Origin of the sequence: Brachybacterium endophyticum, from assembly GCF_003130585.1 — a bacterium.
GTDB classification, from domain to species: Bacteria; Actinomycetota; Actinomycetes; order Actinomycetales; family Dermabacteraceae; genus Brachybacterium; species Brachybacterium endophyticum.
The window spans coordinates 250720-275824 of the sequence record NZ_QFKX01000001.1 but is presented as its reverse complement, the minus strand read 5'-3'; the positions used below and the strand labels follow the sequence as shown (position 1 = coordinate 275824).

Genomic DNA, 25105 nt, shown 5'->3' with positions numbered 1-25105 from the left:
TGGCATGCGGCCGGGGGCGGGACGGGGGACCTGATGGAGCCGCGACAGATCTATACCAGGGCAGCACTGAACGGAGCCGTCGCCGGCGTCATCGCCATGGCCGCCGCGATCACTGCCTTCAGCCTCCTGGGGCACAACCCGATCGGGTTGGCGATCCTGCTGGGGATCGCCTTCGGGGTCGTCACCTTCGCCGTGGTCGCCGTCGGCATCTATGCCGTTCTGCGGTCGCGTCATCCGCGCGTCCGCCCGCCCGGCCGCCAGGCCTGATCTCCCTCCAGTGGTGGTGGGTGGGGCCGTGGAGCAATGTCGCTCCACGGCCCTGGACGATGGCCACCTCCCGCGATCAGCGCCCCTCGTCGGCCCCGAGCAGCGAACGCAGAGCAGGCGTCAGCCCCTCGACCTGCACCTCCGCATCACCGCGCCGGAACGTCGCAGGGGTGACCACGAACCGCTGGTGCTCGATCGCGCGACCTGCCTGCTCGATCACCTCGGTGCCGTTGTGCTCGTACCCGCAGGCGTGGGAGACCCCGTAGGAGCGGGCGTTGCCGACCACGGCGGCGGACTCCGCCCGCACCGCGCCCAGGTGGTCGAAGGCCAGCGCCAGCACCGTGCGGCGCATGAGCGAGCCGTACCCCCGGCCCTGCTGGTCGAGGGTGAGCCACGATCCGGAGGTGACCACCCGGCGCACTGCGAAGGCGGTGGCGCCGAGGTCCTGGCACCCCACCAGGCGACCGTCGACCCAGATCCCGAACGGGAGGGTCCACTTCTCGGGGTGCAGTTCGCTGCGCAGTCGCCACTGGAAGCGCAGCGCCTCGCGAACGCGTTCCTCCTCGTCACGCGCATACCAGGGGAAGACGTGCGGAGCGTCGGGCACGGCGAAGACCGGCCGTCGCAGCAGCGCGGCGTACTCGGGCATGTCCTCATCGCGCAGCATCCGCATCGTCAGCGCCCCGCTGCGCACGCGCAGGGCGAAGGGCGGATGCAGCTCCTCGAGGGGGACGTGGTCCGGCGGCGTGGCAGGCATCTGCCCACGATAGAGCGCCCTACCCTGCTGGGATGGCGATCGACGTACTGCTGAGCGGATTCGAGCCCTTCGACGGGGCGGCGAGGAACGAGTCCTGGGACGCGGTGCGGCACGCGACTCCGGTCCTCCTCGACCGCGGGATGTCCGTGGCGAGCATCGAGCTGCCCGTGGTCTTCGGGGCCGGCGCCGATGCCCTGCTCGCCGAGGTCACCGCCCACGCGCCGCGACTGGTGGTCGCGACGGGGCTGGCTGCCGGCCGGCAGGCGATCACGCCCGAGCGGGTCGCGATCAACATCCAGGACGCCCGGATCCCCGACAACGCCGGGGCGAGCCCGGTGGACCGCCCGAGCCTCGAGAGCGGACCCGTCGGCTACTTCTCGACGCTCCCGATCAAGGCGATGGTGGAGGCGGCGAGCGCGCTCGGCGTGGCGGCATCGGTCTCGCAGACGGCGGGGACCTTCGTGTGCAACGACGTCTTCTACCGCCTGTGCCACGCGCTGCAGGCCGACGGACCGGACGCCGGCATCCGGGGCGGGTTCGTCCACGTCCCCTCGGCCGACGTCATTGATCCCGAGGACGCGGCACGGGCCCTGGTCGCGATGGTCGAGGCGGCGTTGGGGACACGTGAGGACCTCGCGATCACCGGTGGCAGGGAGTCCTGACGGAGTTATCCACAAAGAACTCCACACCTGGGGACGAATGACAGTCCTGTGATTCCGCACCCTGCACGCCTTCGTCACCAAGGTCAGGGCCCGTGTCGCACGTTCCCGTCGCCCGGGGGCCACCACGGATCCACCGGGATCGGGGCCCGATCCCCCGTCGATCCACACCAGGTCGACAGTTCTCCCCAAAGTTGTCCACAACTGGGGATAATCACAGCGGTGTGATTCGCCGGGCGACCCCATCGCCCGCGCCGTGAGCGCACGGGATCAGCGATCGGTGGGCGGCCACCCGGGGGTCGCGATCGGAGGGCGACCGCCGGGCCACGCCGACTCACAGCAGCGGCAGGGCCCCCGACGGCGCGAGGACGACCTTGAGGGCGATGATCGCCAGGCACAGTGCCAGCCCGAGGACCAACACGCCCGCGTGCAGAGCCGCCGAGCGCTTCGCGAGCGCGCCCCGGTCGGCACCGGGCGAGGCCTTCGGGCGCAGCGCGAACATGGCGGCGGTGACCGCCGTGCCCATCACCAGGCCACCCAGGTGCCCCTGCCAGGAGATGTTCGGGATGGTGAAGGTGATGACGAGGTTCAACGCGATCAGCACCAGGATCTGGGTGGTCTCGGCGCCCATCCGGCGATTGACGATGAACAGGGTGCCGAACATCCCGAAGATGCCGCCGCTCGCCCCGAGGGTCGGGGCGACCCAGGAGCTGGCCGTCGGGTCGGCGAACAGCAGCACCGCCACGTGGCCCGCGAACAGCGAGAGCAGGAAGATCGCCCCGAAGCGCCAGTGCCCGAGCGTGCGCTCGAGGTGGGTGCCCACGAGGTACATCGCGTACATGTTGAGCAGCAGGTGGAAGATCCCGCCGTGCAGGAAGCCGCTGGTGATCATGGTCCACGGCATAGCGAGCGTGCGCACGGGGGCGTAGATCAGCGCCTGTTCGACAGCGCCGCCGGGGATCAGGGTCTGGCCCAGGAACAGCGCGACGCAGATGCCGATCACGCCGTAGGTCAGGAACGGGGTGGCGCTGCCCATCCTGCCGCCGGCCATGTTGCGCGGGCTCGCGCTGCGCTGCTGCGCCCCGAGCTCCCGCTCGCAGTCCACGCAGAGCATGCCCACCGGTGCGGGGCGTTGGCAGTCCCCGCAGGCGGGACGCCCGCAGCGCTTGCAGCGCACGTAGCTGACGCGGTCCGGGTGCCGCGGGCAGACGGGGGCTCCCGCCTGCTCGCCGCTCGGGATCCCCTGTCCGCCACCGGAGCCGCCGGCCCCGTCGGCCCCGCCGAACCCACCCGGCCCGGGGGCGCCCGGCGCACCGTTCGCGCCGGAGGTCCCGTCGGACCCGCCCGAGCTGTAGCCGTAGGTGGGCCGGGGGCGGGGCGATGGCTCCTGGTCGTCGGCCCCGTAGCCATAGGTGGGTCGGTTCTCCATGCCCCATTCCTACAGGAGCGGGCCGGGTCGCCGCTCACAGAACCCTGCGCACGCGCTCCGACGTGGCCGTGGGCGCTGGTCACACGGTGAATACATCGAACGATTGATCCGCATCGCGCGGGCGCTCCGTAGCGTCGAGAACGTCCCGTGGCAGACGTCCCTGCCGCGGGCGCAAACCCCTCGTGATCAGGAATGATGATGACCAGCTCTGTGACTCGACGCCCCGCGGGCACGGCTCCGGGAACGCACCGGCGCCCCTCGGCGACCTCCCGCCTCGCCGCTCTCCTCGTCGGCCGACGATCCGCCTGGATCGTGCTCGCGATCGCGGCCGTCCTCGCCGCCGGCCTGATGGGCCTGCGCGGCAGCGGCCCGGCCGCCGGGATGGACGCCCTGCCGGAGAACGCGGAGTCCTCCCGCGCCGCCGCCATCGCCGACCAGCTGCCCGACGCCGACCAGCAGACCGTGATGGCCGTGGTCACCCGCAGCGACGGCGGGAAGCTCACCGAGGCCGACGCCGACCAGGTCACGACGCTGCGCTCGACGTTGGCCGATGCCACCGACGGCAGCGAGCTCCCGCCGATGCCCTCCGAGGACGGCAAGGCCGAACTCGTCCTCGCCCCCGTCGACGTCAGCGCCGGCGACGACGCCGTGGACCAGGAGATCGCGCACCTGCGCACTCTCGCCCACGACGCCGTCGGAGGGGACGGCGACCTCGAGGTGCAGGTGACCGGCGGGCCCGCCGTCGGCTCCGACATCCGCGGCGCCTTCGCCGGCGCCGACGTCACCCTGCTGGCGGTCACCATCGCCGTGGTGGGCCTGCTGCTCCTGCTGACCTACCGCTCCCCCGTGCTCTGGCTGCTGCCGCTCGCGGTGGTCGGATCGGCCGACGGCGTCGCGAGCGCCGTCACCTCCCGTCTGGGCGAGAGCTTCTCCCTCGCCTTCGACGCGGGCGTGATCAGCGTGCTCGTCTTCGGCGCCGGCGCGAACTACGCGCTGCTGCTGATCTCCCGCTACCGCGAGGAGCTGCACCGCTTCCGCGATCACCGCGAGGCCCTGCAGCGGGCCTGGACCACCACCGCCCCGGCCGTGCTCGCCTCGAACATCACCGTGGTGCTGGCCCTGCTCACCCTCGTTCTCGCCGTCATGCCCGCGACCCGCGGGCTGGGCATCGCCGCGGCCGTGGGCCTCGTGATCTCGCTGCTGGCGGTGCTGTTCCCGCTGACGGCACTGCTCGCGATCACCGGCCGGCGCATCTTCTGGCCCTTCGTGCCGCGCGTGGAGGCGGGGCCCGCGGCCACTGCGGGAGCCGCTGCGACCTCGGGCGCCGAGCGCGGGCCGGGCGCCGAGCGCGGGGTCTTCGCCTCGATCGCCCGCTTCGTCACCGCCCGGCGCACCGCCTCCGTGCTGGGCGCCCTGGTGATCCTCGGCGTCTGCGCGACCGGCCTGATCGGCACCCGCGTGGGCCTCACCCAGGACGAGCAGTTCGCCGCGACCAACGAGTCGCAGACCGGTTTCACCGCGATCGCCGAGCACTACGGGGCAGGTCAGAGCGGACCGCACCTGATCACGACCCCCTCGGCCGACGCGGACGCCGTCACCCGGGCCGCGAAGGACGTTCCCGGGATCGACGCGGTCACCGAGACCGGCACCACCCCGGGCGGCCGGACCGTGCTCTCGGCCACCGGCAGCGCCCAGCCCGAGTCGCCGCAGGCCTTCGACGAGGTCGGCGCGCTGCGCACCGCCGTCCACGACGCGGACCCCGAGGCGCTGGTGGGCGGCACCTCGGCCCAGGCGCTCGACGTCCACGACGACTCGATCCGCGACCTGACCCTGATCGCCCCGATCATCCTGGCGGTGGTGCTGATCGTCCTGATCGTGCTGCTGCGCGCCGTGGTCGCGCCGATCGTCCTGCTGGCGACCAACCTGCTGAGCACCCTCGCCTCGATCGGCCTGGGCCTGTGGGTGGGACGCACCCTGTTCGACATCCCCGCCCTGGACGTGACCGTCCCGCTGTTGGCCTTCCTGTTCCTGGTGGCCCTGGGCGTGGACTACACGATCTTCCTGACCCACCGGATCCGCCACGAGGCCGAGACGTACGGGACCACCCGCGGCACGGTCCGCGCCGTCGGCTCCACCGGCGTGGTGATCACGAGCGCGGGCATCGTCCTGGCCGCCGTATTCGCCGCCCTCGGGGTGCTGCCCCTGGTGGTGCTGGGCCAGCTCGGACTGATCGTCGGCCTGGGCGTCCTGGTGGACACCCTCCTGGTGCGCACGGTCCTGGTGCCCGCCCTGTTCGCCCTGCTGGGCGACCGGATGTGGTGGCCCGGGCGCCTGCGCCGGACCGCCCGCTGACGCACCCCGACTCTCGATCCCTCGGCCGTCCGGCCCCCGGCCTACCGGCCTCGACAACCGCACCGACTGCGAAAGAGAACTCCCATGACCGCCCTGAACCGCCTGTTCACCGCCGTCTGCGTCTACCTCGGACTGGGCCTGGCCTCCGGCCTCGCCTTCCGCGAGATCACCAAGAACGCCGACTGGCCCGCGACCGACCACACGCAGCTGAGCGTCGTGCACACCCACCTGCTGACCCTCGGCGTGATCGTGCTGTTGACGGTCCTCGCCCTGGAGGTCGTGCTGCGGCTGTCGGCCTCGAGGGGCCTGTTCACCTGGTTCCAGATCACCTACCACGCCGGCGTGCTGATCAGCACCGGGGCGATGTTCGCGCGCGGGCTCACCACGGTCCTGGGCGTGGACCTGGGAGGGATGGATGCCGGCCTCGCAGGGATCGCGGGCCTCGGCCACATGCTGCTCACCGCCGGCTTCGTGCTGCTGATGGTGATGCTGCGCCGGGCGATCGTCCGCCGCGGCGAGGGGGCCTCAGGCCAGGACGCGGCGGCGAGGAGCGAGGCCGCGCGGCCGGCCGACGCGGAGGGCGCCATCGCCTCCCGCTGACCCCCGCATCCCAGTCCGACCGCACCCCACCCCGTCCGCATCCCGCCGGACGCAGGAGCGCCCGGGACCATCAGATGGTCCCGGGCGCTCTCACCGGTTCAGGTGTCGCGTCGAGGCGCTCACGGCGCCTCAGCGGCTCACTTCTCGATCTCGACCGATTCGATGACGACGTCCTCGACGGGACGGTCGCGCATGTCGGTCTTGGTGGTCGCGATCGCGTCGACGACCTTCTTGGAGTCCTCGTCCGCGACCTCGCCGAACACGGTGTGCTTGCCGTGCAGGTACTGGGTCGGGGCGACCGTGATGAAGAACTGCGAGCCGTTGGTGCCCGAGGGCTTGCCGGTGATCGCGTTCATGCGCTTGCCGGCGTTGGCCATCGCGAGCTTGTAGGGCTCGTTGAAGTTCTTCTCGGAGATCTCGTCGTCGAACATGTAGCCGGGGCCGCCGGTGCCGGTGCCCAGCGGGTCACCGCCCTGGATCATGAAGCCGTCGATCACACGGTGGAAGATGACGCCGTCGTAGAACGGACGGGTGACCTTCTCGTTGGAATCGGGGTCGGTGAACTCGCGGGTCCCCTCGGCGAGGCCGACGAAGTTCTCGACGGTCTTGGGGGCGTCGTTCTCGAACAGCTCGAGGCGGATGTCGCCCTGGTTCGTGTGCAGTGTTGCGAACATGGCGCCAGTCTCGCACAGGCACGCGCGCACGAACCGCCCAGCCGGGCGCACGCCGGGCCCCTCGGAGGAGACGTCCGACTCAGTCGCCCTCCGGCGCGGGCTCGGTCACGCTCCGGTGCGGGTTCGCTCACGCTCCGGCGCACTCGAGGACCAGGTCCAGGCCCCGCTGCGGAACCCGAGCGGGGCGTCCGGCCCGGTCCGCTCCGTCGGACGGTCGAACCGCGCCCCGTCGGGATCGGAGCGGGAGGCGAGCATCCCCGCCAGCAGGATCCAGCCGACGAAGGGGATCAGCAGGAGGAAGGCCCACAGGCCGCTGTGGTCGGCGTCGTGCAGGCGGCGCCACAGGACCGCGAGACTCGGGAGGATGACCGCGACGGAATAGACCGTCGCCAGGATGCCCACGGGCGTCCCCGCCCCGCCTTCCGGCCAGCGGGCCACCACGAGCACCGAGGAGTTCCAGGACCAATCCCCGGTCGTGAGCCTGCCGGCCACGTCCAGGACGGCGGTGACGATCAGGTTGATCAGCACCCACCACCAGTACTCGCTGCGGCTCGCACGCCCGGCGAAGACCGCGTACTGGCGGACGAAGCGCCGCAGCGCCTGGACGGGTGTCGCCCCGGGGAGCGGCGGGAGCGAGGGGGCCCGGCGGACGGGGGAAGGCGTTCGGAGCATGATCGTCCCAGGGTAGCCAGATCGAACCGGACACCGGACATCCGCCCTGCGGCCGGCCTCCGTCCGAGATCCACGCACCCGTCTGCGCAGGAACGTCATCCCCACCTGTCAGCACTCTGGATCAGCGTGCCGCCGGTCACTGTAGGGTGGAGCCACTCGAGACGTGTCGTCGCGTTCGAAGCGACGCGACCAGCGTTCGTCCGCATTCCTCGTCGGGACAGCCCGGCGGGGTCGACCGAAAGGGGACTCGCATGGCACTGAGCACGAAGCGTGCGAAGCAGAACGCCAAGAAGGGCCGGAAGGAAGCGTCCAAGGCCCAGGAGCAGGCGCAGAAGGCAGTCGCGAACCTCGGCGTGACCGCCGAGGGCAAGGCCAACAAGGCCGTCGACGAGCTGCAGAAGCTGGCCGGGAACGCCGGTGACAAGGCGTCGAGCTTCGTCGACCAGGTGCGCCCTCAGGTCGAGGAGAACCTCCGCGCCCAGCAGGAGCGGCTCTCCGCCTTCGGCGAGAAGGTCGGCCCGCAGGCCGAGCGCTTCCGTCAGGACTTCCAGGAGGACTACCTCCCCCGAGCCCGCCGCACCGCCGGGGCGACCGGCTCCGTGGTGAGCTCGGCCGTCGCGGCCGCGGTCGACGCCGCGCGCAGCGAGTTCGACAAGGGCCAGGGCGACATCAAGAAGGCAGCCCTCAGCTCTCCCGCGCCGGCGAAGAAGAGCGGCGGCGTGGGCAAGGTGCTGCTGGTCCTCGGCCTCGCAGCCGTCGGTGCCGCCGCCGGCTACCTGGTGTGGAAGAAGACCCGTCCGGTCGAGGACCCCTGGGCCCCGCCGGCCGACTTCGCCCGCGCCCACTACCCGGCCTCGGGCTCCGACGAGTCCGACTCGACCCAGGTCTCGGACGCCGTCGCCGGCGCCGAGGCGGGCGACGTCGCCTCCTCGCTCAAGGGCGGCAGCGGCTCGGGTGCCTCCGGCTCCCACTCCGCGGCCACCCCGAACACCGCCGACCGCTCCTCGGACACCAAGCCGTCCGAGGTCAAGGTCGACTCCGCCGGCGGTGAGGGCAAGGGCTCCGGTTCGAAGGCCTCCGACAAGGGCTCCTCGTCGAAGGACTCCGCTGCGAAGGGCTCGAACAAGGGCGCTGCCGCAGCGGGCGCCTCGGGTGCCGCCGCGACCGGCGCCGCCGCGTCGAGCGCGGCCGGCACGTCCGGTGACGGCAAGGGCTCGGCCTCGACCGGGAAGCCCCAGGCCGGCAGCGCGAACGACAACAGCCCCAAGCAGGCCGCTGACGGGAAGGGCGAGGTCCAGCCGGGCCGCGTCATCGACCCCGCCATCGACCCGGCGGACAACCCGGCCGATCCGGAGAAGCGCGGCAACCACCGCGGCGACTCCTGATCCAGGTCTGACACCGCGCCGAACGCCACCGCCGTTCGGCAGACATCCGGCCCCCGGTGCCCTCGCACCGGGGGCCGGATGACGTTCGGGGGCTGCTTCGGGCTGCGCGGCGCTGCTCCGGGCCTGCTCGGGGCGCGCCGCGGTTGCTCGGGGGTGCGCCGTGGCGTTCCGGGGTGTGCCGTGGTTGCTCGGGGCCGATGCGGTGGCGTTCCGGGGTGTGCCGTGACGTTCGATGGCTCCAGGTGAGGTCTCACGCCCTGTGAGGGGTTGAGCCCTCACCCAGAGCCATCGAAGGCACCGATCCGAGCCGGCGGCGGCACGGCAAAACCGCCCGGCACGGAAACCGCCCGGCACCGGTACCGGCACCGGCACCGGCACCGGCCCACCCCGGCCGCCATACTGGAGACCATGCCCTCCCCCGTGCCTCCACCCTCCCCCGCCGGGACACAGCGATCCGCCGGCACGCTCCCGCCCGCCGGGCGCTACGCCCCGTCCCCGAGCGGCGACCTGCACCTGGGGAACCTGCGCACCGCGATCCTGGCGTGGGTCCTCGCGCGGCGCAGCGGGCGGGCGTTCCGTCTGCGCGTGGAGGATCTGGACCGGGTGCGCGAAGGGTCCGAGGCGCGTCAACTGGAGGACCTCGAGGCCATCGGTCTGGACTGGGACGGCGAGGTCGTGCACCAGTCCGCTCGTGCCGACGCCTACGACGCGGCGATCGGGGACCTCGCGGACGCCGGTCTCGTCTACGAGTGCTACTGCACGCGCCGGGAGATCCTCGAGGCGCCGTCGGCCCCGCACGCGCCGTCCGGCGCCTACCCGGGGACCTGCCGCGACCTCACCGCCGCCCAGCGCGCAGCAGGCCGGGAGAGGATGCGGGAGCTCCGCCGCGAGCCCGCACTGCGCCTGCGCACCGACGTCACGGAGTGGACGGTCCACGACCTGTTCGCGGGCACGGTCACCGGCGGCGTCGACGACCTGGTGCTGCGCCGTGGCGACGGCGTCGTGGCCTACAACCTGGCGGTCGTGGTCGACGATGCCGCGCAGGGCGTGGACCAGGTGACCCGGGCGGACGACCTGCTCAGCTCAGCCCCGCGCCAGGCCCATCTCGCGCACCTGCTCGGGTACGAGCAGCCCGAGTACGCCCACGTGCCGCTCGCGGTCTCCCCGAGCGGGGCCCGCCTGGCCAAGCGCGACGGGGCGGTCACCCTGCGCGACCGCGCCGAGCGCGGTGAGGACGCGGCCGCAGTGGTCGCGCGGATCGGCGACTCGCTCGGCGTGCGCGACTGCTCGACCGCGGCCGACGTGCTCGAGCACTGGGATCCCTCGACCCTCGCCACGACGCCGTGGGTGGTGGACCTGCCGGCCTAGGGCCCAAGCCTCCCCGCCCTCGGGGTTCACCCGCCCTCGGCGTTCACCCGCTCTCAGGGTTCACCCGCGCCCCGGGCCGCGCCGGCCTCAACCCTGCTGGGAGTGACCGACCTCGACCTCGTCGTTCTCGCCGTCGCCCTTGGGGCCCCACAGCAGGGAGGCCACGGTCGCGATCACCATGCAGCCGATGATCACGCCGAGCGAGACGAAGGTGCCCACCTCGGGGATCTTCTCGAGGACCTCGAAGCCGGGGATGAACTCGAGCGGGGACTCGTGGATCGCGTGGATCAGCAGCTTCACGCCGATGAAGGCGAGGATCGCGGCGATCCCGTAGTGCAGGTAGGACAGGCGGTCCACCAGGCCACCGAGCAGGAAGTACAGCTGGCGCAGGCCCATCAGGGCGAACAGGTTCGCGGTGAACACGATGAACGGGTTCTGGGTGATGCCGAAGATCGCGGGGATCGAATCGATCGCGAACATGACGTCGGTGAGGCCGATGACCACGAAGACCATCAGCATCGGGGTGAAGGCCTTCTTGCCGTCGATGACGGTGCGGATCTTGTTGCCGTCGTACTCGTCGTGCACGTGGAGGAAGCGGCCCACGAACTTCTGGATCCCGCTCTCCTCGTCGCCGGATTCCTCCTCGTCACCCTGGACCTGCTTGAACGCGGTGTACAGCAGGAACAGCCCGAACAGGTAGAAGATCCAGGAGAGGTGCTCGATCGCGACCGAGCCGACCAGGATGAAGATCGCCCTGGCCACGAGCGCGATGATGATGCCCACCATCAGCACTTCCTGCTGGTACTTCTTGGGCACGGCGAACTTGCCCATGATCAGGATGAACACGAACAGGTTGTCCACACTCAGCGAGTACTCGGTGAGCCAGCCGGTGATGAACTCGACCGAGGCGTGGTGGGTGTCGTCCACGAAGTAGAGGACCAGACCGAAGATCAGGGCGAGCCCCACGTAGACGCCGACCCACGCCAGGCACTCCTTCATGGAGGGCACGTGCGGACGGCGCGAGACCACGATGAGGTCTCCCACGATGATGGCGATGAGGACCACCAGTGAGGTGATCTCGAAGGTCATGGACAGCTCACCCATGCGGGGGACCCTCTCGGATTCGGTACGGGGACTGGCGGCGCGGGCCGGGAGCGCGCACACGCGTCCCCGCAGCCGGCGGCTGCCTGATCCCCAAGGGTACCGTCGACCGGCGGCGTTGCCGGTGTGAGAATCCCTGCCCTGCTCCGACCCTCTTACCGGCTCGGCACCTTCCCCCTCCCGGTGCCCTCCCCGGCAGACACCGACCCGCGGCCCCGCCGCCGGGGTGAGACGCCCCCGCACGCCGCCCGAACCCGGGAGTAGCCTGAGAACGTCCCGACCTGGCAAGGACGCCGGCCCCTCCCTCCCCCGAATCGCAGGTGCGCACCCTCATGTCCGGCCCGGTCCCGTCCCTCCACCGACGCGCCCGACGGGCCTGGCTGCTGTGGGGAGTGGCCATGTTCGCCTACGTCGCCACCGTGGCCGGCCGCACCAGCTTCGGCGTCGCGAGCGTCCAGGCCGGCGACCGGTTCGCCGTGGGATCGGCCGCTCTCTCCGTCGTCGGCATGGTCCAGCTGGGCACCTACGCGGCCGCCCAGTTCCCCGCCGGCCTGCTGCTCGACCGCTTCGGGGCCCGGCGGATGCTGGTGGGCGGCACGGCGCTGATGCTCGTCGGCCAGCTCGGCATGGCGTTCTCGAGCGCCTACGGTCTGGCGGTGCTCGCCCGCGTGCTGATCGGCGCGGGCGACGCCGCGATCTTCATCTCCGTGGTCCGACTGGCCGCCGCCTGGTTCCCCGCCCGCCGCGTACCTCTGATCACCCAGCTGACGGGCGTGCTCGGACAGTCCGGGCAGGTGATCTCCGCGATCCCGTTCTTCGCGGTGCTGGCATCGGCCGGCTGGGTCCCCGCCTTCGGGATGCTCGCGGCGCTCGTGTTCGCCGCCGGGGTGCTGTGCCTGCTCCTGGTGCGCGACGAGCCGCACGACGGCCTGCCCACCGGTGCGATCCCGGTGCTCGCCTCCTCGCCGCTCGAGGTGCTGCGGGACGTGATCACCTCCCCGGGGGCATGGGCCGGCCTGGCGGCCCACTGGATCACCCTGTTCGCCGTGAACACGTACGTGGTGATGTGGGGCGTGCCGTTCCTCTCGGAGGGCCACGGGCTGCCGATGGGGCAGGTCTCGACCCTGCTGACCGTGCAGGTCGTCTTCGGGATGGCGCTGGGCCCCGCGATCGGCACCCTCTCCGGGAGGTTCCCCCGGCGGCGGGGCTGGATCCTGCTGGCGGGCGTCGCGCCGATGGTCGTGCTGTGGGTCGTGGTCCTCGCGGTCCCGGGCCGGCACTCGATGCTCGCGCTGCTGCCGCTGGCCTGCGCTCTCGCGCTCGGCGCCGCGGCCAGCGGCCTCGGCTTCGACATCGCCCGCACGGGCGTGCAGCCGATGAGCGTGGGCACCGCGGTGGGCTTCGTGAACATCGGCGGCTTCGGCGCCGGGCTGGTCTCGGTCCTCCTCGTCGGCCTGGTGCTGGATGCGCTCGCCCCGGCCGGCGACCCCGACCTGGGTGATTACCGGATCGCGTTCGCCTCCATGGGTGTCCTGTTCGTGCTCGGGGCCGCACTGCTGGTCGTCGCCGCCTCCCGCGGCGGGCTGCGGCCGCTCCCCCGCACCCCGCGACCCCTCACCCCCGCCGAGGAGCTCAGTGAGGAGCAGGCCGAGGCGCGGGCGGGGGCCGGCCCCGCCGCGTGAATCGTGCACCACATCGAGAACTCGATACATCGACGTATTGAGTTCTCGCTTGTATCGTCTCTGCTGTGCCACACACCAGTACCCCCGCGCGGATCCTCCACTCCCTGCGCAGCGTGCTGCCCGATGAGTGGGCGAAGCCCATCGCCGCCCTGTTCATCACCGGACTCTCGCTCGTCCCGATCATCTATGCCGGGAACCTCACCTGGTCCTTCGACGACCCCAGCAGCCACCTGAACCGCATCACCGCGGCCGTGGTCGACGAGGACTCGGGTGCCGATCTGACGACGCCCGAGGGCGGGAAGAAGCACCTGGACGCGGGGGGCGAGTTCGCCGACACCCTGCTGGACACCGACAAGCCCGAGGTCTACCGGTTCGAGAAGGTCGACGCGGAGACCGCGCGCGAGGGGCTGGCCGACGGCACCTACGGCGCGACCGTGGTGATCCCGAAGGACTTCTCGAGCAACGTCGCGAAGCTCTCGGACGATCCGGGCAAGGCCTCCCGGACGCTCATCGACGTGCGCACCAACGACACGATCAACTACGTCAGCGGCAACTTCACCAAGTCGATCGGCACCGCGCTCACCGGCGCACTGCGCGACTCCGTCGCCAGTGAGTACCTCGACCAGATCTACGTCGGCTTCTCCTCGATCCACGACGGCATCGGCGACGCGGTCGACGGCTCCGGCGATCTGGAGCACGGCGCGAAGAAGCTCGAGGGCGGCATCTCCGACCTCTCCGACGGCGCCGACGACCTGCAGGACGGCACTTCCCAGCTCGCCGACGGCACCGGCCAGCTGGTGGACGGCACCTCCCAGCTGACAGACGGCACCGGGCAGCTCGCCGAGGGCAGCAGCTCGCTCGCCGTGGGCCTGGACCAGCTGCGCAGCGGCGCGGTCGAGCTGCACGACGGCACCGCGACCCTCAACTCGGGCGCCACGAGCCTGGACAAGGGCCTGACCACGCTGGACGACAAGAGCTCCTCCCTGAACGAGGGCAGCTCGAGGCTCGCCGACGGCACCTCGCAGCTGAACGGCGGCGCGGGCGACCTCTCCGACGGCGCCCGCCAGGTCGCCGACGGCACCGACCAGCTCGACCAGGCCGTCAGCGACGCCCAGAAGAAGGCCGAGGACCTCGGCGTCGACAAGGACTCCGTTGACCAGGCCTCGAAGGACGCCAACACCGCGGTCGACGACCTCGCGGGTGCGGCCGACGACCTCGCCACCGCTCTCGACGACCCCTCGAGCGACATGTCGACGCTGCTCGACCGTGCGCAGACCGTCGCCGACAAGGCGGATGCCGCCGACACGGCCGTCAACGACCTGGGCGACGACGTCACCGCCGCGAGCAAGGACATGACCACCGTGCGCGGCGCCCTCGACGACGTGCAGGGAGCCTCCGGCCTCTCCGGCGACACCGCGGATGCGGACCAGAAGGCGGATACGGCGAAGGACTCCTCCAGCACCGTGTCCGACGACGTCTCGTCGTACACGAAGGAGCTCGACCAGATCGCGCAGTCGTGCACGTCGCCGACCAGCGGCTCCAGCGGCAGCTCCAGCGCCGGCCCCACGCAGGGCACCGCCTCGGACGGCGGCTCCTCGGACAGGGATGCTTCGACGGGCACCGGCACGGACGGCGACGGCTCGACCGACAACGGGTCGACCTCCCGCGCGACCGCCGACTCCGACGTCTGCCAGCAGCTCGCCGCGCTCAGCGAGAAGTCGAAGGACCTGCGCGGCGGCGCCTCCACCGCCTCCGACGACGCCTCCACGACGGCGCAGGCGACCCAGGACGCCAAGGACGCCGCCGCGAACCTCGACGGCCTCGGCGAGGACGTCTCCACGGCGGCCGACGACCTCTCGACCCGACTGGACGACATCCAGAAGAACGCCGGCACCGCGTCGGACGCGATGGACGCGCTGCAGGGGCCCGCGAGCACGCAGGCTGACAGCGTCTCCACCCTCTCCGACTCCCTCAAGTCCGCGCGCACGGACCTGGACGACGCGAGCTCCGCGGATGCGAAGAAGCGCATCGACGAGCTCGCCGGCCAGGCGCACCAGGCCGCCGACGCCCTCCCGGGCGCCTACCGGACGCTGGACGACGCCGCGAACGACGTGCACAGCCTGAACGACGGCGCCCAGCAGGTCGCGGACGGCGCCGATCAGCTCGCCGGCTCGACCGGCCAGCTCGACTCGGGCGCCCAGTCCCTGAAGACCGGCGTCGGCCAGTACACCGGCGGCGTCTCCAGCGCCCGCGACGGCGCGGACCAGCTGGCCGACGGCAGCTCGAAGCTCGTCGACGGCTCCTCGCAGCTCGCCACGGCCTCGGGCTCCGCGGCCGACGGCGCCTCGGATCTCGCCGACGGCGCCCGTCAGGTCGACGACGGCGCGAACCGACTCGCCGACTCCTCGGTGCAGCTGGACGACGGGGCGAACCAGGCCGCCGACGGCTCGAAGCGGCTCGCGGACGGGGCGAAGGACCTCGATGGCGGCGCGGTCCAGCTCGTCGACGGCGCGGACCAGCTGAACAGCGGGCTCACCGACGCCCAGGACCAGGTCCCGAACTACTCCGACGACGAGCGCGAGAACCTCGACGACGTCGCGGGCTCCCCCGTGGGCATGAACTTCGAGCGCACCAACGGCCTGGACCGCTTCGGCGAGGGCCTGACGCCGCTGTTCCTGTGCATCGGCCTGTGGGTCGGCGGGATGTCCATGTTCCTGATGATGCCGCCGTTCTCCAAGCGTGCGGCGCTGCGCGGGGCGAGCGCCCCGAAGCTCCTGCTGGGCGGGCTCCTGCCGGCGTTCGTGCTGGGTGTGGTCGAGTCCGCGATGGCGGTCGCGGTGCTGCACCTGGCCGTCGGCATCGACGTCGCGAACCTCGGCGGCGTGTACGCGCTGGCGGCGCTCACCTCCCTGGTGTTCGTCGCACTGAACCACGGCTTCGGCGCCGTCTTCGGCCCGATCGGCAAGTTCGTCGGCCTCATCCTCGTGGCCCTGCAGATCGCGGCGGGCGGAGGCACCTATCCGGTGGAGACGATCCCCGGCTTCCTGCGGTTCTTCCACCCGCTGCTGCCGATGACCCACGCCATCGACGCCTTCCGCGGCCTGATCGGCGGCGGCTGGGTGAACCCCACGCAGGACCTCGTGGCCCTGGGGATCTGGCTGGTGATCGGCGTGCTGCTGGGCCTGGCCGGGGCGATCCGGCTGCGCCGCTCGGCGCGCAGGTCCGATACCGAGGGCGACGACGAGGGCGATGTCGACGAGCTCGAGGGCGCGATGGCCTGAGGGCGTGAGGACCCGAGGGCGTGATCGCCCGAGGACTCCCCTAGTCCGCGGCGGGAGCGCCCGTCGTCCCGCCGACGACCAGTGAGCACTCGAGGGTGATCGCCCGGACGGCGGGCGTGGTGCCGTCCAGCACGCCGATCAGCAGATCGGCCGCGGTGGCCCCGGTCGCCGCGAGCGGCTGCTCGACGGTGGTGAGATCCAGGGCTCCGGCGAGCGCACCCCCGTCGTAGCCCGTGACCGAGAGCTGGTGCGGGACGGCGACACCCGAGTCCGCGCACTCCCGCAGCACGCGCGCGGCGAGCGCGTCGTGGTTCGCCAGGATCGCGGTCGCGCCCGCGTCGAGCGCGCGCTGCACCAGCCCCGGCGCGTCGGCCGTCGCGTCCACCCGTGCGCCGGCCGCGTCGATCACCTGCTGCAGCCCTTCCACGCGCCGCATGCCCGCCGAGACGTAGTCGGTCGAGGCCTGACCGTCGTGCACGAAGACCAGGTGCCGGTGCCCGAGCTCCAGCAGGTGCTCACCGAGGAGGACGCCGCCGCGGTGATCGTCGGCGGTGACCGTGGGCAGCTGCTCGCTGAGGGTGTCCACGAGCACCGCCGGGATCCCGGAACGCAGGATCGAGGACTCCGCAGCCTCGCTGAGCGGGCTGCCCATGATGATCACGCCGTCGAGGTCGCCGCGCACCGGCAGCGCGTCCAGCAGCGGCGCGGGGGTGTCGTTGCTCGAGGGCAGGTCGTGGACGAGCACCTCGATGCCGCCGTTGCGCAGACGCTCCAGGATGCCGTCGAGCCGCCGGTAGTAGCTGGGCCAGCTCGAGAACGGCGCGGCGACCGCGACCGTGCGCAGACCGCTGCGGCCTCCGGTCGCGCCGGAACGGCCGGGCCGGTACCCCTCGGCCTCGGAGGCCTCGGCGACGCGGCGGCGGGTCTGCGCGCTGACCCGCTGGGGGTGGTTGATGGCGAGCGAGACGGTCGAGATGCTGACGCCGGCACGTGCGGCGACGCTGTAGATCGTCGCTCTCGCTCGGGGGGTCGGCATGCCTGGAGTGTAGTGGTCCGCGGCGATCCGGCCTCACGCGCGTCCGCCAATCCGCCACCGTGCTCCTGCCACTTGTCCCCGGCGCTCCGCGACCCTAGACTCAGCCGACGAAGCACTTCGATCGAAGTGCTTCGATACTGCGAGGCGGGACCTCGGGTCCCGCGATGCCGCGGTACGACCTGAGGCACGCCACCTGTCACCGACGACGGAGGAGGGCACATGGCCGAGCTCGACGAGGGCATCCAGGACTGGGCGGAGCTGGAGCAGATGCTGCGCGCCCGGTGGCCGCTCTCCTCGGCCGATGCGGATCTCGCGGAGCGGCGTGACGTCGCCCGGCGGGTCGCCGACACCCTGGCCGCCGCGACGGCCCTGCCCCCGACCGACGCCTGCCGGATCCGTGAGATCGAGGTCGATGCCTCCGCACCCGCGGACGCTCCCCGCGCCCCGTTCGCCCGCGTCTACGAGCCCGCGGACCACGACGGGCCGCTCCCCACGCAGCTGTTCCTGCACGGCGGCGGCTTCGTGTTCGGCAGCGCCCGCGAGCTGATCAACGACAGCGTGCTCGCGGCGCGCACGGCCGCGACGGGCATCCGCCACGTCTCCCTGGCCTACTCCCTCGCACCCGAGCACCCCTTCCCCACCGCCCGGGATCAGGCCGTGCGCGTGTTCGACGAGCTGCACGAGCGGGCCGAGGAGCTCGGGATCGATCCCGAGCGTCTGGGGCTCGGGGGGAACTCCGCGGGTGCCTCGATCATCGCCAGTGCCGCTCTCGCCCTCGAACGCCGGGCCGCCGCGCATGGGTCGGGCGAGAGCAGCGCGGCTCGCGAGGGTGGCACGGCCGGAGGGACCCCGCCTCGCCCGCACCACCTCTTCCTCGAGGTCCCGGCGGTCTCCCTGAACGCGCTCCACGAGCTCGCCGCCGGCGCCGACGACACGGTCTCCTCGGCGATCGAGGCCGAGTACGCCAAGCTCATCGAGCAGTACCGGCCCGCGCTGGACGGCAGCGCCTTCGTCGCCGACGCCGAGGACCTCCCGCCGTTCCCGCCCACGCTGATCCTCGCCGCGGAGCACGATCCGCTGCGCTCGGGCGCCTCCCTGCTGGCCGCGCGACTGCGCGAGCTCGGGACGCCGGTGCGCGAGCACGTCGTGCCCGGCACCCAGCACGCCTCGGCCGGAATCACCCGCACCTCGCCCGCGGCCCGACGCTGGCAGCAGATCATCGTCGAAGACCTCGCGGACGCCTACGAGACAGGAGCACGCTGATGCCGCTCGATCCCGAACTGGCTCGCCTGGCCGCGGCGGCAGGACGCCCCCGGATCCCCCTGCGCCAGCCGCGGATCTCCACCCGCCGACGCGACGCCGTCACCGCGGCCGAGCGCAGCTGGGAGCAGGCGGGCCTGCCGATCCCCGACGTCCACATCGAGAAGGTCCGCGTCCGCGTCACCGGATTCCCCGACGTCACCATCCGCATCCACCGTCCCCACGGTGCGCAGGAGCCGCTCCCGGCCGTGCTCACCTTCTTCGGCGGCGCCTTCCGGCAGGGATCCAACGACTATCCCTCCAATCGCTGGATGCACGCGCGCCGCGCGATCGACGCGCACGTCGCCGTGGTCGCGGTCGACTACGCCCAGGCTCCCGAGCACCGCTTCCCCACCCAGATCGAACAGGGACTGGCGGCCCTGGACTGGCTGGTGACGAGCGGCCGCGACCACGGCATCGACCCGGGCAGGATCGCGGTCGGCGGGCAGTCCTCGGGCGGGAACATCGCCGCGGCGATCGCCCAGTGGAACCTCGAACGGGCAGCCCACCCGCTGCGGCTGCAGCTGCTCGAGGTGCCCGGACTCGACCTCACCGGTGACCACGCGGACCGTCAGGTGCTGCGGGAGATGCACATCCCCACGTTCCTGTTGCGCCGGGACCGCCGGAGCATCGCCCGCGACTACCTCCCGCGCGGGATCACGGCCTCCGACCCGCGGGTCTCGCCGCTGCTGCGCGAGGACCTGCGCGGCCTGCCGCCCGCCGTCCTGCTCGCCGCGGAGTACGACCCCCTGCGCGGCGACACCGCCACCTACCACGCACGTCTGCGGGAAGCGGGGGTCCCGTCGAGCGCGACCATCAGCCTCGGCACGGGCCACGACTCGGCCGGGCTCCCCGGCCTGCTGTCCTCGGCACGGCTCTGGCACGGCACCGTCGTCGGCGCCCTGAGAGAACTTCACGGAGAGATGTCATGACCGCACGTACCGAATCGTCCCCCGCGAAACCGCTCCGGGACGACAGCATCATCGGCAGCCCCCAGCGCCGCTGGTTCCTCCCCCTCCTCGTCCTGTCCTGGTTCGGATCCGGCATCGTCGTCGGGTCCATCTCCGGCGCCTCCCTCCCCAAACTGCTGACCCTGATGGACGAGGCCTCCAAGGAGGACAACCTCGCCCTGATCTCGGCCGTGGGCGGCGTGGTGATCATGATCGCGACACCCCTGTTCGGCCGGCTGAGCGATCGCACCACGTCCCGGATGGGGATGCGACGGCCCTGGTCCCTCGGCGGGGCCCTGCTGGGGAGCGTCGGCTGCGTCGTCCTCGCGCTCGCGGGCGGTGTCCCCCAGCTGGTGCTGGGATGGATCATCGTGCAGATCGGCTACGGCGCCGTCTCGATGGTCAACCACACCCTCCTGGCCGACCAGGTCCCCGCACGCATCCGCGCCCGGGTCTCCGCCGCCGTCGGCGTCGCCAACGCCGTCTCGACGATCGTGGCCACCGGCATCGTCGCCTCGCTGCCGATCGATCAGCGCTGGCTGTGGTTCGCCGTGCCGGGCGTGCTGGGACTGGTCACCGTGCTGCCGCTGTGCTTCGGCTTCCGCGACGTCGTGCGCACCGAGAAGCCCGAACCGCTGAAGCTGCGCGACGTGCTCTCGACCTATTGGCTGAACCCGCTGCAGTACCGGGACTTCGCCTGGGCCTGGGCCAGCCGCTTCTTCATGACCATGTCGATCCTGACGATCTCGCTGTTCCTGTTCTTCCTGATCATGGACACCCTCGGCTACTCGGCCGACGAGGCCGGCGGCGTGCAGACCACGGCGCTCGCCATGTTCATGGGCGGCAACATCGTCGCCACGGTGATCTTCGGCTGGCTGAGCGACCGCCTGGGCAAGCGCAAGGTGATCGTGTGGGCCTCGGGGCTGTGCTCGGGAGCAGGGGTCTGCGTGCTCCTGTTCAGCGGCGGGATGACGTCCTTCCTCGCCGGGATGCTCGTCATCGGCTTCGCCCAGGGCGCGTACGTCGCGGTGGACGTGGCGCTGATGACCGAGGTGCTGCCCAGCCGGGCCGACGCCGGCAAGGACCTGGGCATCGTCGCCCTGGCCTACCAGCTCCCCCAGATCATCGGACCGGTGGTCGGGGCAGGCGTCATCTCCCTGGCCGGCGGCGACTACACCGGCCTGTTCCTGTTCTCCATGATCTGCTCGGTCCTGGGCGGGATCCTGATCATCCCGATCCGCGGGGTCAAGTGACCGGGAGGACCCGCATCGACGGCCCGCTCGGGTCGACCTCGAGCTCCCGCAGGTGCAGGTAGCGCCCCGTGTGCCCGGAGTCCCAGGCGTGGAAGGCGATGACGTCGCGCCCCGCCGCGTCGGTGGTGAAGGAGTTGTGGCCCGGCCCGATCAGCCCCTGCTCCGCGTCGGTCGCCAGCAGGATGTCTTCCCCTGCCGGCGGCCGATGCCAGGGCCCGGTGGGGTGGTGCGCCCAGGCCCAGGCGGTGCGGTAGCCCTCGCCCTGCCAGGAGCCGCCCGAATAGCTCAGGAACAGCACGCCGTCCCTCTCGAGCACATGGGCGCCCTCGAGGGTGTGCCAGTCGTGGCGGCCCCCGTACATCGGCCGGTCACGGGCGAAGACCTGCCAGTCGGCGTCGGGAGCGAGCACAGGCGTGATCGCGCCCAGCTCCGTCGGCCCGAGCAGCGGGGCGACCGCGAGATGAGTGCCCACCCGTTCGGCGTCCAGGACGTCGCGGGCGAAGAACAGCCACCAGCTGCCGTCGGCGGCGCGGAACGGGGAGGCGTCGATCGCGAACAGCTCCCCGGGAGTGAGATCGACGCCCTGATCGCGGAACGGGCCGCGCGGGCCGTCGGCGCGGGCGACCCGCAGGTGGTGGCCGCGGTCGCCGTGGCCCACCGAGTAGTACATCCACCATCCGCCCTCACGGAGGCAGACCTCGGGCGCCCAGTAGGATTCCCCCTTCTCCTCCGGGAGCGCCTCGAGCACTTCGCCGATGCTCTCCCAGCGGTGGAGGTCCGTCGAGATCGCGGCCGGGACCGCGCGACCGCCGCCCGTGCGCGGACCCGTGCCGTAGACGATCCAGCCGTCCTCCGTGCGGACCACGTCCGGGTCCGGCAGCGGCACGGGGCAGGCCGGGGTCGCCGCCTCGGCCGCGTGGCCGGTGGACGGGGTGCCGGCGGAGGAGCCGCCGACGGAGGGACCGCCGACGGACGAGCCGCCGGTCATCCCTTCAGTCCCGTGGCCGAGATGCCGGCGACCAGGTAGCGCTGGAGGAAGAAGAAGATCGCCAGCACCGGGAGCAGGCTGATCGTCGCGGCCATGAACAGGCTGCCGTAGTCGAAGGTCTGGGCGGTCAGGAAGGAGGACAGGTAGATCTGCACCGTGTTCGCGCTCTGCCCCGAGCCCGCGACCACCAGCGGCCACAGGAAGGCGTTCCACGAGCCGATCAGGCCCAGCACGGTCAGGGCCGAGGCGAACGGCAGGGTGTTGGGGAAGATGACCTGGAAGAACGTGCGGAAGTAGCCCGCGCCGTCGATGTGCGCGGCCTCCTCGACCTCCTTGGGGAAGTTCACGTAGAACTGACGGAACAGGAACACGTTGAACGCCCCGAACAGCCCCGGGATGATCAGGCCCCGCAGGGTGCCGATCCAGCCCAGGGACGCCACGATGATGAAGTTCGGGACGAAGGCCGTGGTGCCGGGGATCAGCAGCACGATCACCACCATCATGAACATCGGCCGGGCGAAGCGGTTCGGGATCCGGGCCAGCGCGTAGCCGGCCAGCGCCGCGATCAGGATGGACAGGCTGGTGGCGACCACCGCCATGATCGCCGAGTTCTTCAGCGCGTCCAGGAACCTCGGGTCGCCCAGCAGCTCGGGGACCCTCCCCCACTGCGGGTCGGAGGGCCAGAAGGTGAACGTCGTCGAGTAGATCTCCTCGTTGGTGGACAGCGCGGTCTTCACCATCGCGTAGAAGGGCACCAGGAACACCAGTGCCAGGGCCGAGGCGACGACGTAGCGCAGGATCATCCCGCCGCGGCGCTTCTTGTACCCGGCCATCGACAGCGTGCTCATCAGCGGTCCCCTTCGTTCGGGCGGATGATGTCAGGGGCTGCGGGGGCGCCACCGGTCTCGACGGCACCGTCATCGGCGCCGCCCGCGGAGCCGCTCCCGGCCAGGTCGGCCGACGTCGCCGCGAGGACCCCGGCCGCGGTCACGGCACCGGAGGCCGCGCCGCCGCCCGTGGTCGCGGCCGCCGCCCCGGCCGGGAGCACCGCCGGAGTGCGCCGCCGCCAGGGCAGACGCCGACGCCGGGTGTCGTCGTTGCTGTCGAAGCCGATGATCCAGGTCTGCAGCAGCCCCGCGAGGACCATGATCGCGGTGAGGACGAGGGCGCCCGCGCTGCCGTGCCCGAAGTCCTGCTCGGGGCCGAGGGCGATGTTGTACAGGTAGACGAGCGGAGGCCGGGTCTCGGGGTTGTTGCCGGTGAGGTTGTAGAACTCGTCGAAGGCCTGGAAGGCGGCGATCAGCAGCAGGAGGAGCACTGCGGTCGAGGTGGTGCGCAGCTGCGGGAGCGTGATCGAACGGAACATCCGCCAGCCGCCGGGGTTCAGCCCGTCCACCGCCGCCGCCTCGTAGAGCTGCGAGGGGATCGCCTGCAGCCCGGCCAGGAACAGCAGCATGTAGAAGCCGACCTGCATCCACAGGCGCACCGAGATCAGCACGACCCACCAGTAGGGCGAGGCCGAGAGCCAGTCGGCGATCGAGTCCAGGCCGATCCCGGAGAGCATCCTGTTGACCACGCCCGAGTCCAGGCCGTTGAACAGCGCGAGTCGCCAGACGACCGAGGCGACGACGTAGCTGCAGGCCGTCGGGAGGAAGAACACGGACCGGTAGAAGGCCTGGAACCTCGGGATGCCGTTGACGAGCACCGCGAGGAACAGGGAGGAGGCCATGGTCACCGGCACGATGAAGAGCGCGAAGATCGTGAAGGTGCGCAGCGAGTAGAGGAAGGCCGTGTCGGTCAGGAAGTCCGAGAAGTTCGCGAACCCCACGAACTGCGAGGGCAGGACGGTGCCCTTGGCCTCGAAGAAGCTCAGGGCACCGCCCCACAGCAGGGGGACGATGGTGAAGATCAGCAGTCCCACCGCGAACGGGGTGAAGAACAGCCAGAAGGCGATCCCGGTGCCGCGGATGCGCGTGGGCCTGGTGCGGTCCGGGGCCTTGCGCGTGGCACGGCCCGTTCGCGGCGCCGCGCCGGTGCTGGTCGCGGCGCTCACTTCGTGACGGCCTTGTTGCTGGCCTCCTCCGCCTTGGAGAGCGCCTCGGCGGGGTCGGAGCCCTTCTTCATGATGGCGCTGATGGCGTCGTTGAAGGGCGTCGCGACGGCGCCGGTCCACTCCGGCGGACCGGAGACGCCCATCTCCTGGGCCATGGTCGCGATCTCCTTGCCGTTGCCCGACTTCAGGGCCTCGGCCTTGTCGGCCACGGACGTGATCGGCGGGATGTGGAAGCCGTAGCTGAGCGCCCAGTCGGTCTGGCTCTCGGTCTGGTCGATCCACAGCCACTTCACGAACTCGCTCGCGGCCTCGATGTTCTTCGAGGCCCCCGCGACCTGCTCGTTCCACGACCCGACCATCGCGACCTGCTTGCCCTCGGAGCCGACGGCCGGATGCGGGAAGACGCCGACGTCGTCGAGGGCGTCCTCGAGCTGCGGGAGCTCCCAGCAGCCGCCCCAGGTGATCGCCGAGAGCCCGGTGGCGAAGGCCGCGGGATCGGTCCAGTCGGAGGGGGCGCCGGTCAGCAGGGTGCCGTCGGACTTCATCTGCTGGATCGCCGTCAGTCCCTCGACCATGCCGGGGGTGTTGTAGCCGACGGCGTCGCGGGCCTCGCTCATGGGGCTGCCGCCGGCGGCCCAGGTCATCGTCCAGCAGGTGGCGTCGAAGTTGTTGCCCAGGAACAGGCCCTTCTGCTTGCCGGTGGTGAGTTCCTTGGCGGCGTCGACCAGGTCGTCCATGGTCTCGGGGACGTCGATGCCTGCCTTCTCGAACAGCGACTTGCGGTAGTAGAAGTGCTGGGGGTCCAGGATCATGGGGACGCCCCAGATCTTGCCGTCGATGGTGACCGCGTTCAGCGAGGCCGGGTTGAAGGTGTCCTTGACGGGCTCCATGATGGTCGAGAGATCGGCGTAGCGACCCTGCTTGGCCTGGTCCACGGCGATGGCGTTGTTCTCGAAGACGTCCACGCCCTTGCCCGACAGCAGGCTCGTCGAGAGCTTCGCCGCGTAGTCGCCCATCACCCAGTTCACGGTGACGTCGCCCTTGTCGTAGGCGGCCGCGTACTTCTTCGCGGCGTCCTGCGTGCCGTCCTCGCCGTACTGGTGGTACCACTGGCTGATCCCGCCGCCACCGCCGCTGTCGCTGCCGCCGCCCCCACCGGTGAGGCCGCCGCTGTTGCCGCCGCAGGCGGCGAGGCCGGCGCCCATGGCCGTGGCCCCGGCGAGTCCCAGGGCGCGGCGCCGCGTGAGCGGGCCGCCTGCGATCCGTGCGCTCCGTTGCGTCATGGTGACCTCCCTCGGT

21 protein-coding genes are annotated in these 25105 nt (G+C 71.7%); 11 read left to right on the top strand and 10 right to left on the bottom strand.

All coding sequences use genetic code 11. From position 1 onward, the window contains the following. The first annotated feature begins 33 nt into the window (after window positions 1-33). Window positions 34-267, top strand: coding sequence for a hypothetical protein (locus DEO23_RS16020; protein WP_165831687.1), 234 nt, complete (start codon window positions 34-36; stop codon window positions 265-267). Window positions 268-343: 76 nt separating this feature from the next. On the opposite strand, the gene DEO23_RS01205 is transcribed toward DEO23_RS16020, so the two are convergent. Further along, on the bottom strand, window positions 344-1024 hold the full coding sequence (locus tag DEO23_RS01205) for a GNAT family N-acetyltransferase (RefSeq protein ID WP_109274182.1): 681 nt from the start codon (window positions 1022-1024) through the stop codon (window positions 344-346). 32 nt (window positions 1025-1056) lie between these two features. Between DEO23_RS01205 and DEO23_RS01200 the strand changes: the two genes are divergently transcribed. Next, on the top strand, window positions 1057-1686 hold the full coding sequence (locus DEO23_RS01200; protein ID WP_109274181.1) for a pyroglutamyl-peptidase I family protein: 630 nt from the start codon (window positions 1057-1059) through the stop codon (window positions 1684-1686). Between the two features lie 331 nt (window positions 1687-2017). Here the strand turns inward: DEO23_RS01200 and DEO23_RS01195 are convergent, their stop codons facing one another. After that, window positions 2018-3112, bottom strand: a complete 1095-nt coding sequence (locus DEO23_RS01195; protein WP_109274180.1) for a rhomboid family intramembrane serine protease — start codon at window positions 3110-3112, stop codon at window positions 2018-2020. Window positions 3113-3310: 198 nt separating this feature from the next. Between DEO23_RS01195 and DEO23_RS01190 the strand changes: the two genes are divergently transcribed. After that, on the top strand, window positions 3311-5464 hold the full coding sequence (locus DEO23_RS01190; protein ID WP_109274179.1) for an MMPL family transporter: 2154 nt from the start codon (window positions 3311-3313) through the stop codon (window positions 5462-5464). 84 nt (window positions 5465-5548) lie between these two features. Next, a complete protein-coding gene (locus DEO23_RS01185) occupies window positions 5549-6064 on the top strand; it encodes a DUF2871 domain-containing protein (protein ID WP_338067802.1) in 516 nt (171 codons plus the stop codon). Window positions 6065-6201: 137 nt separating this feature from the next. Here the strand turns inward: DEO23_RS01185 and DEO23_RS01180 are convergent, their stop codons facing one another. Together DEO23_RS01180 and DEO23_RS01175 are read right to left on the bottom strand one after the other, a co-directional pair. Then, entirely contained in the window at window positions 6202-6738 is a 537-nt protein-coding gene (locus tag DEO23_RS01180) for a peptidylprolyl isomerase (protein WP_165831686.1), read from the bottom strand. Window positions 6739-6843: 105 nt separating this feature from the next. Further along, a complete protein-coding gene (locus DEO23_RS01175) occupies window positions 6844-7410 on the bottom strand; it encodes a DUF805 domain-containing protein (RefSeq protein ID WP_109274178.1) in 567 nt (188 codons plus the stop codon). Between the two features lie 251 nt (window positions 7411-7661). Here DEO23_RS01175 and DEO23_RS01170 point away from each other — a divergent pair, with 251 nt between their 5' ends. Further along, window positions 7662-8795 carry a hypothetical protein gene (locus tag DEO23_RS01170; RefSeq protein ID WP_205678792.1) on the top strand — a complete coding sequence of 378 codons (1134 nt, stop codon included), beginning with the start codon at window positions 7662-7664 and terminating at the stop codon, window positions 8793-8795. Window positions 8796-9203: 408 nt separating this feature from the next. Further along, the gene (gluQRS, locus tag DEO23_RS01165; protein WP_109274177.1) at window positions 9204-10163 is read left to right on the top strand and encodes a tRNA glutamyl-Q(34) synthetase GluQRS; all 960 of its coding nucleotides are present in this window, start codon (window positions 9204-9206) and stop codon (window positions 10161-10163) included. 87 nt (window positions 10164-10250) lie between these two features. On the opposite strand, the gene DEO23_RS01160 is transcribed toward gluQRS, so the two are convergent. Continuing rightward, the gene (locus DEO23_RS01160) at window positions 10251-11267 is read right to left on the bottom strand and encodes a TerC/Alx family metal homeostasis membrane protein (RefSeq protein ID WP_109274176.1); all 1017 of its coding nucleotides are present in this window, start codon (window positions 11265-11267) and stop codon (window positions 10251-10253) included. 329 nt (window positions 11268-11596) lie between these two features. Here DEO23_RS01160 and DEO23_RS01155 point away from each other — a divergent pair, with 329 nt between their 5' ends. After that, complete coding sequence (locus DEO23_RS01155; protein ID WP_133249815.1) at window positions 11597-12946, top strand: MFS transporter; 1350 nt, start codon at window positions 11597-11599, stop codon at window positions 12944-12946. Window positions 12947-13011: 65 nt separating this feature from the next. Further along, window positions 13012-16227, top strand: a complete 3216-nt coding sequence (locus DEO23_RS01150) for a YhgE/Pip domain-containing protein (RefSeq protein WP_240613150.1) — start codon at window positions 13012-13014, stop codon at window positions 16225-16227. Window positions 16228-16267: 40 nt separating this feature from the next. Here the strand turns inward: DEO23_RS01150 and DEO23_RS01145 are convergent, their stop codons facing one another. After that, the gene (locus tag DEO23_RS01145) at window positions 16268-17263 is read right to left on the bottom strand and encodes a LacI family DNA-binding transcriptional regulator (protein WP_109274174.1); all 996 of its coding nucleotides are present in this window, start codon (window positions 17261-17263) and stop codon (window positions 16268-16270) included. A 219-nt stretch (window positions 17264-17482) separates the two neighbouring features. Between DEO23_RS01145 and DEO23_RS01140 the strand changes: the two genes are divergently transcribed. From DEO23_RS01140 to DEO23_RS01130, 3 genes are read left to right on the top strand one after another with little or no spacing between them, the layout of a single operon-like run. Next, entirely contained in the window at window positions 17483-18526 is a 1044-nt protein-coding gene (locus DEO23_RS01140) for an alpha/beta hydrolase (protein WP_109274173.1), read from the top strand. Then, a complete protein-coding gene (locus tag DEO23_RS01135; RefSeq protein WP_109274172.1) occupies window positions 18526-19494 on the top strand; it encodes an alpha/beta hydrolase in 969 nt (322 codons plus the stop codon). Before DEO23_RS01140 ends, DEO23_RS01135 begins: the two co-directional genes overlap by 1 nt. Beyond that, a complete protein-coding gene (locus DEO23_RS01130) occupies window positions 19491-20765 on the top strand; it encodes an MFS transporter (RefSeq protein WP_109274171.1) in 1275 nt (424 codons plus the stop codon). The genes DEO23_RS01135 and DEO23_RS01130 overlap by 4 nt, the downstream gene beginning before the upstream one ends. Here DEO23_RS01130 and DEO23_RS01125 read toward each other — a convergent pair. Genes DEO23_RS01125 through DEO23_RS01110 form a run of 4 tightly spaced genes read right to left on the bottom strand, consistent with a single transcriptional unit; the run spans window position 20758 to window position 25089 of the window. Next, the gene (locus tag DEO23_RS01125; protein ID WP_109274170.1) at window positions 20758-21753 is read right to left on the bottom strand and encodes a glycoside hydrolase family 43 protein; all 996 of its coding nucleotides are present in this window, start codon (window positions 21751-21753) and stop codon (window positions 20758-20760) included. The two genes, DEO23_RS01130 and DEO23_RS01125, sit on opposite strands and share 8 nt — an antisense overlap. Then, on the bottom strand, window positions 21750-22601 hold the full coding sequence (locus DEO23_RS01120; RefSeq protein ID WP_205678790.1) for a carbohydrate ABC transporter permease: 852 nt from the start codon (window positions 22599-22601) through the stop codon (window positions 21750-21752). Before DEO23_RS01120 ends, DEO23_RS01125 begins: the two co-directional genes overlap by 4 nt. Then, on the bottom strand, window positions 22601-23806 hold the full coding sequence (locus tag DEO23_RS01115; protein ID WP_205678789.1) for a carbohydrate ABC transporter permease: 1206 nt from the start codon (window positions 23804-23806) through the stop codon (window positions 22601-22603). The genes DEO23_RS01120 and DEO23_RS01115 overlap by 1 nt, the downstream gene beginning before the upstream one ends. Then, window positions 23803-25089 carry an ABC transporter substrate-binding protein gene (locus DEO23_RS01110; protein ID WP_109274169.1) on the bottom strand — a complete coding sequence of 429 codons (1287 nt, stop codon included), beginning with the start codon at window positions 25087-25089 and terminating at the stop codon, window positions 23803-23805. Before DEO23_RS01110 ends, DEO23_RS01115 begins: the two co-directional genes overlap by 4 nt. Window positions 25090-25105 lie beyond the last annotated feature (16 nt).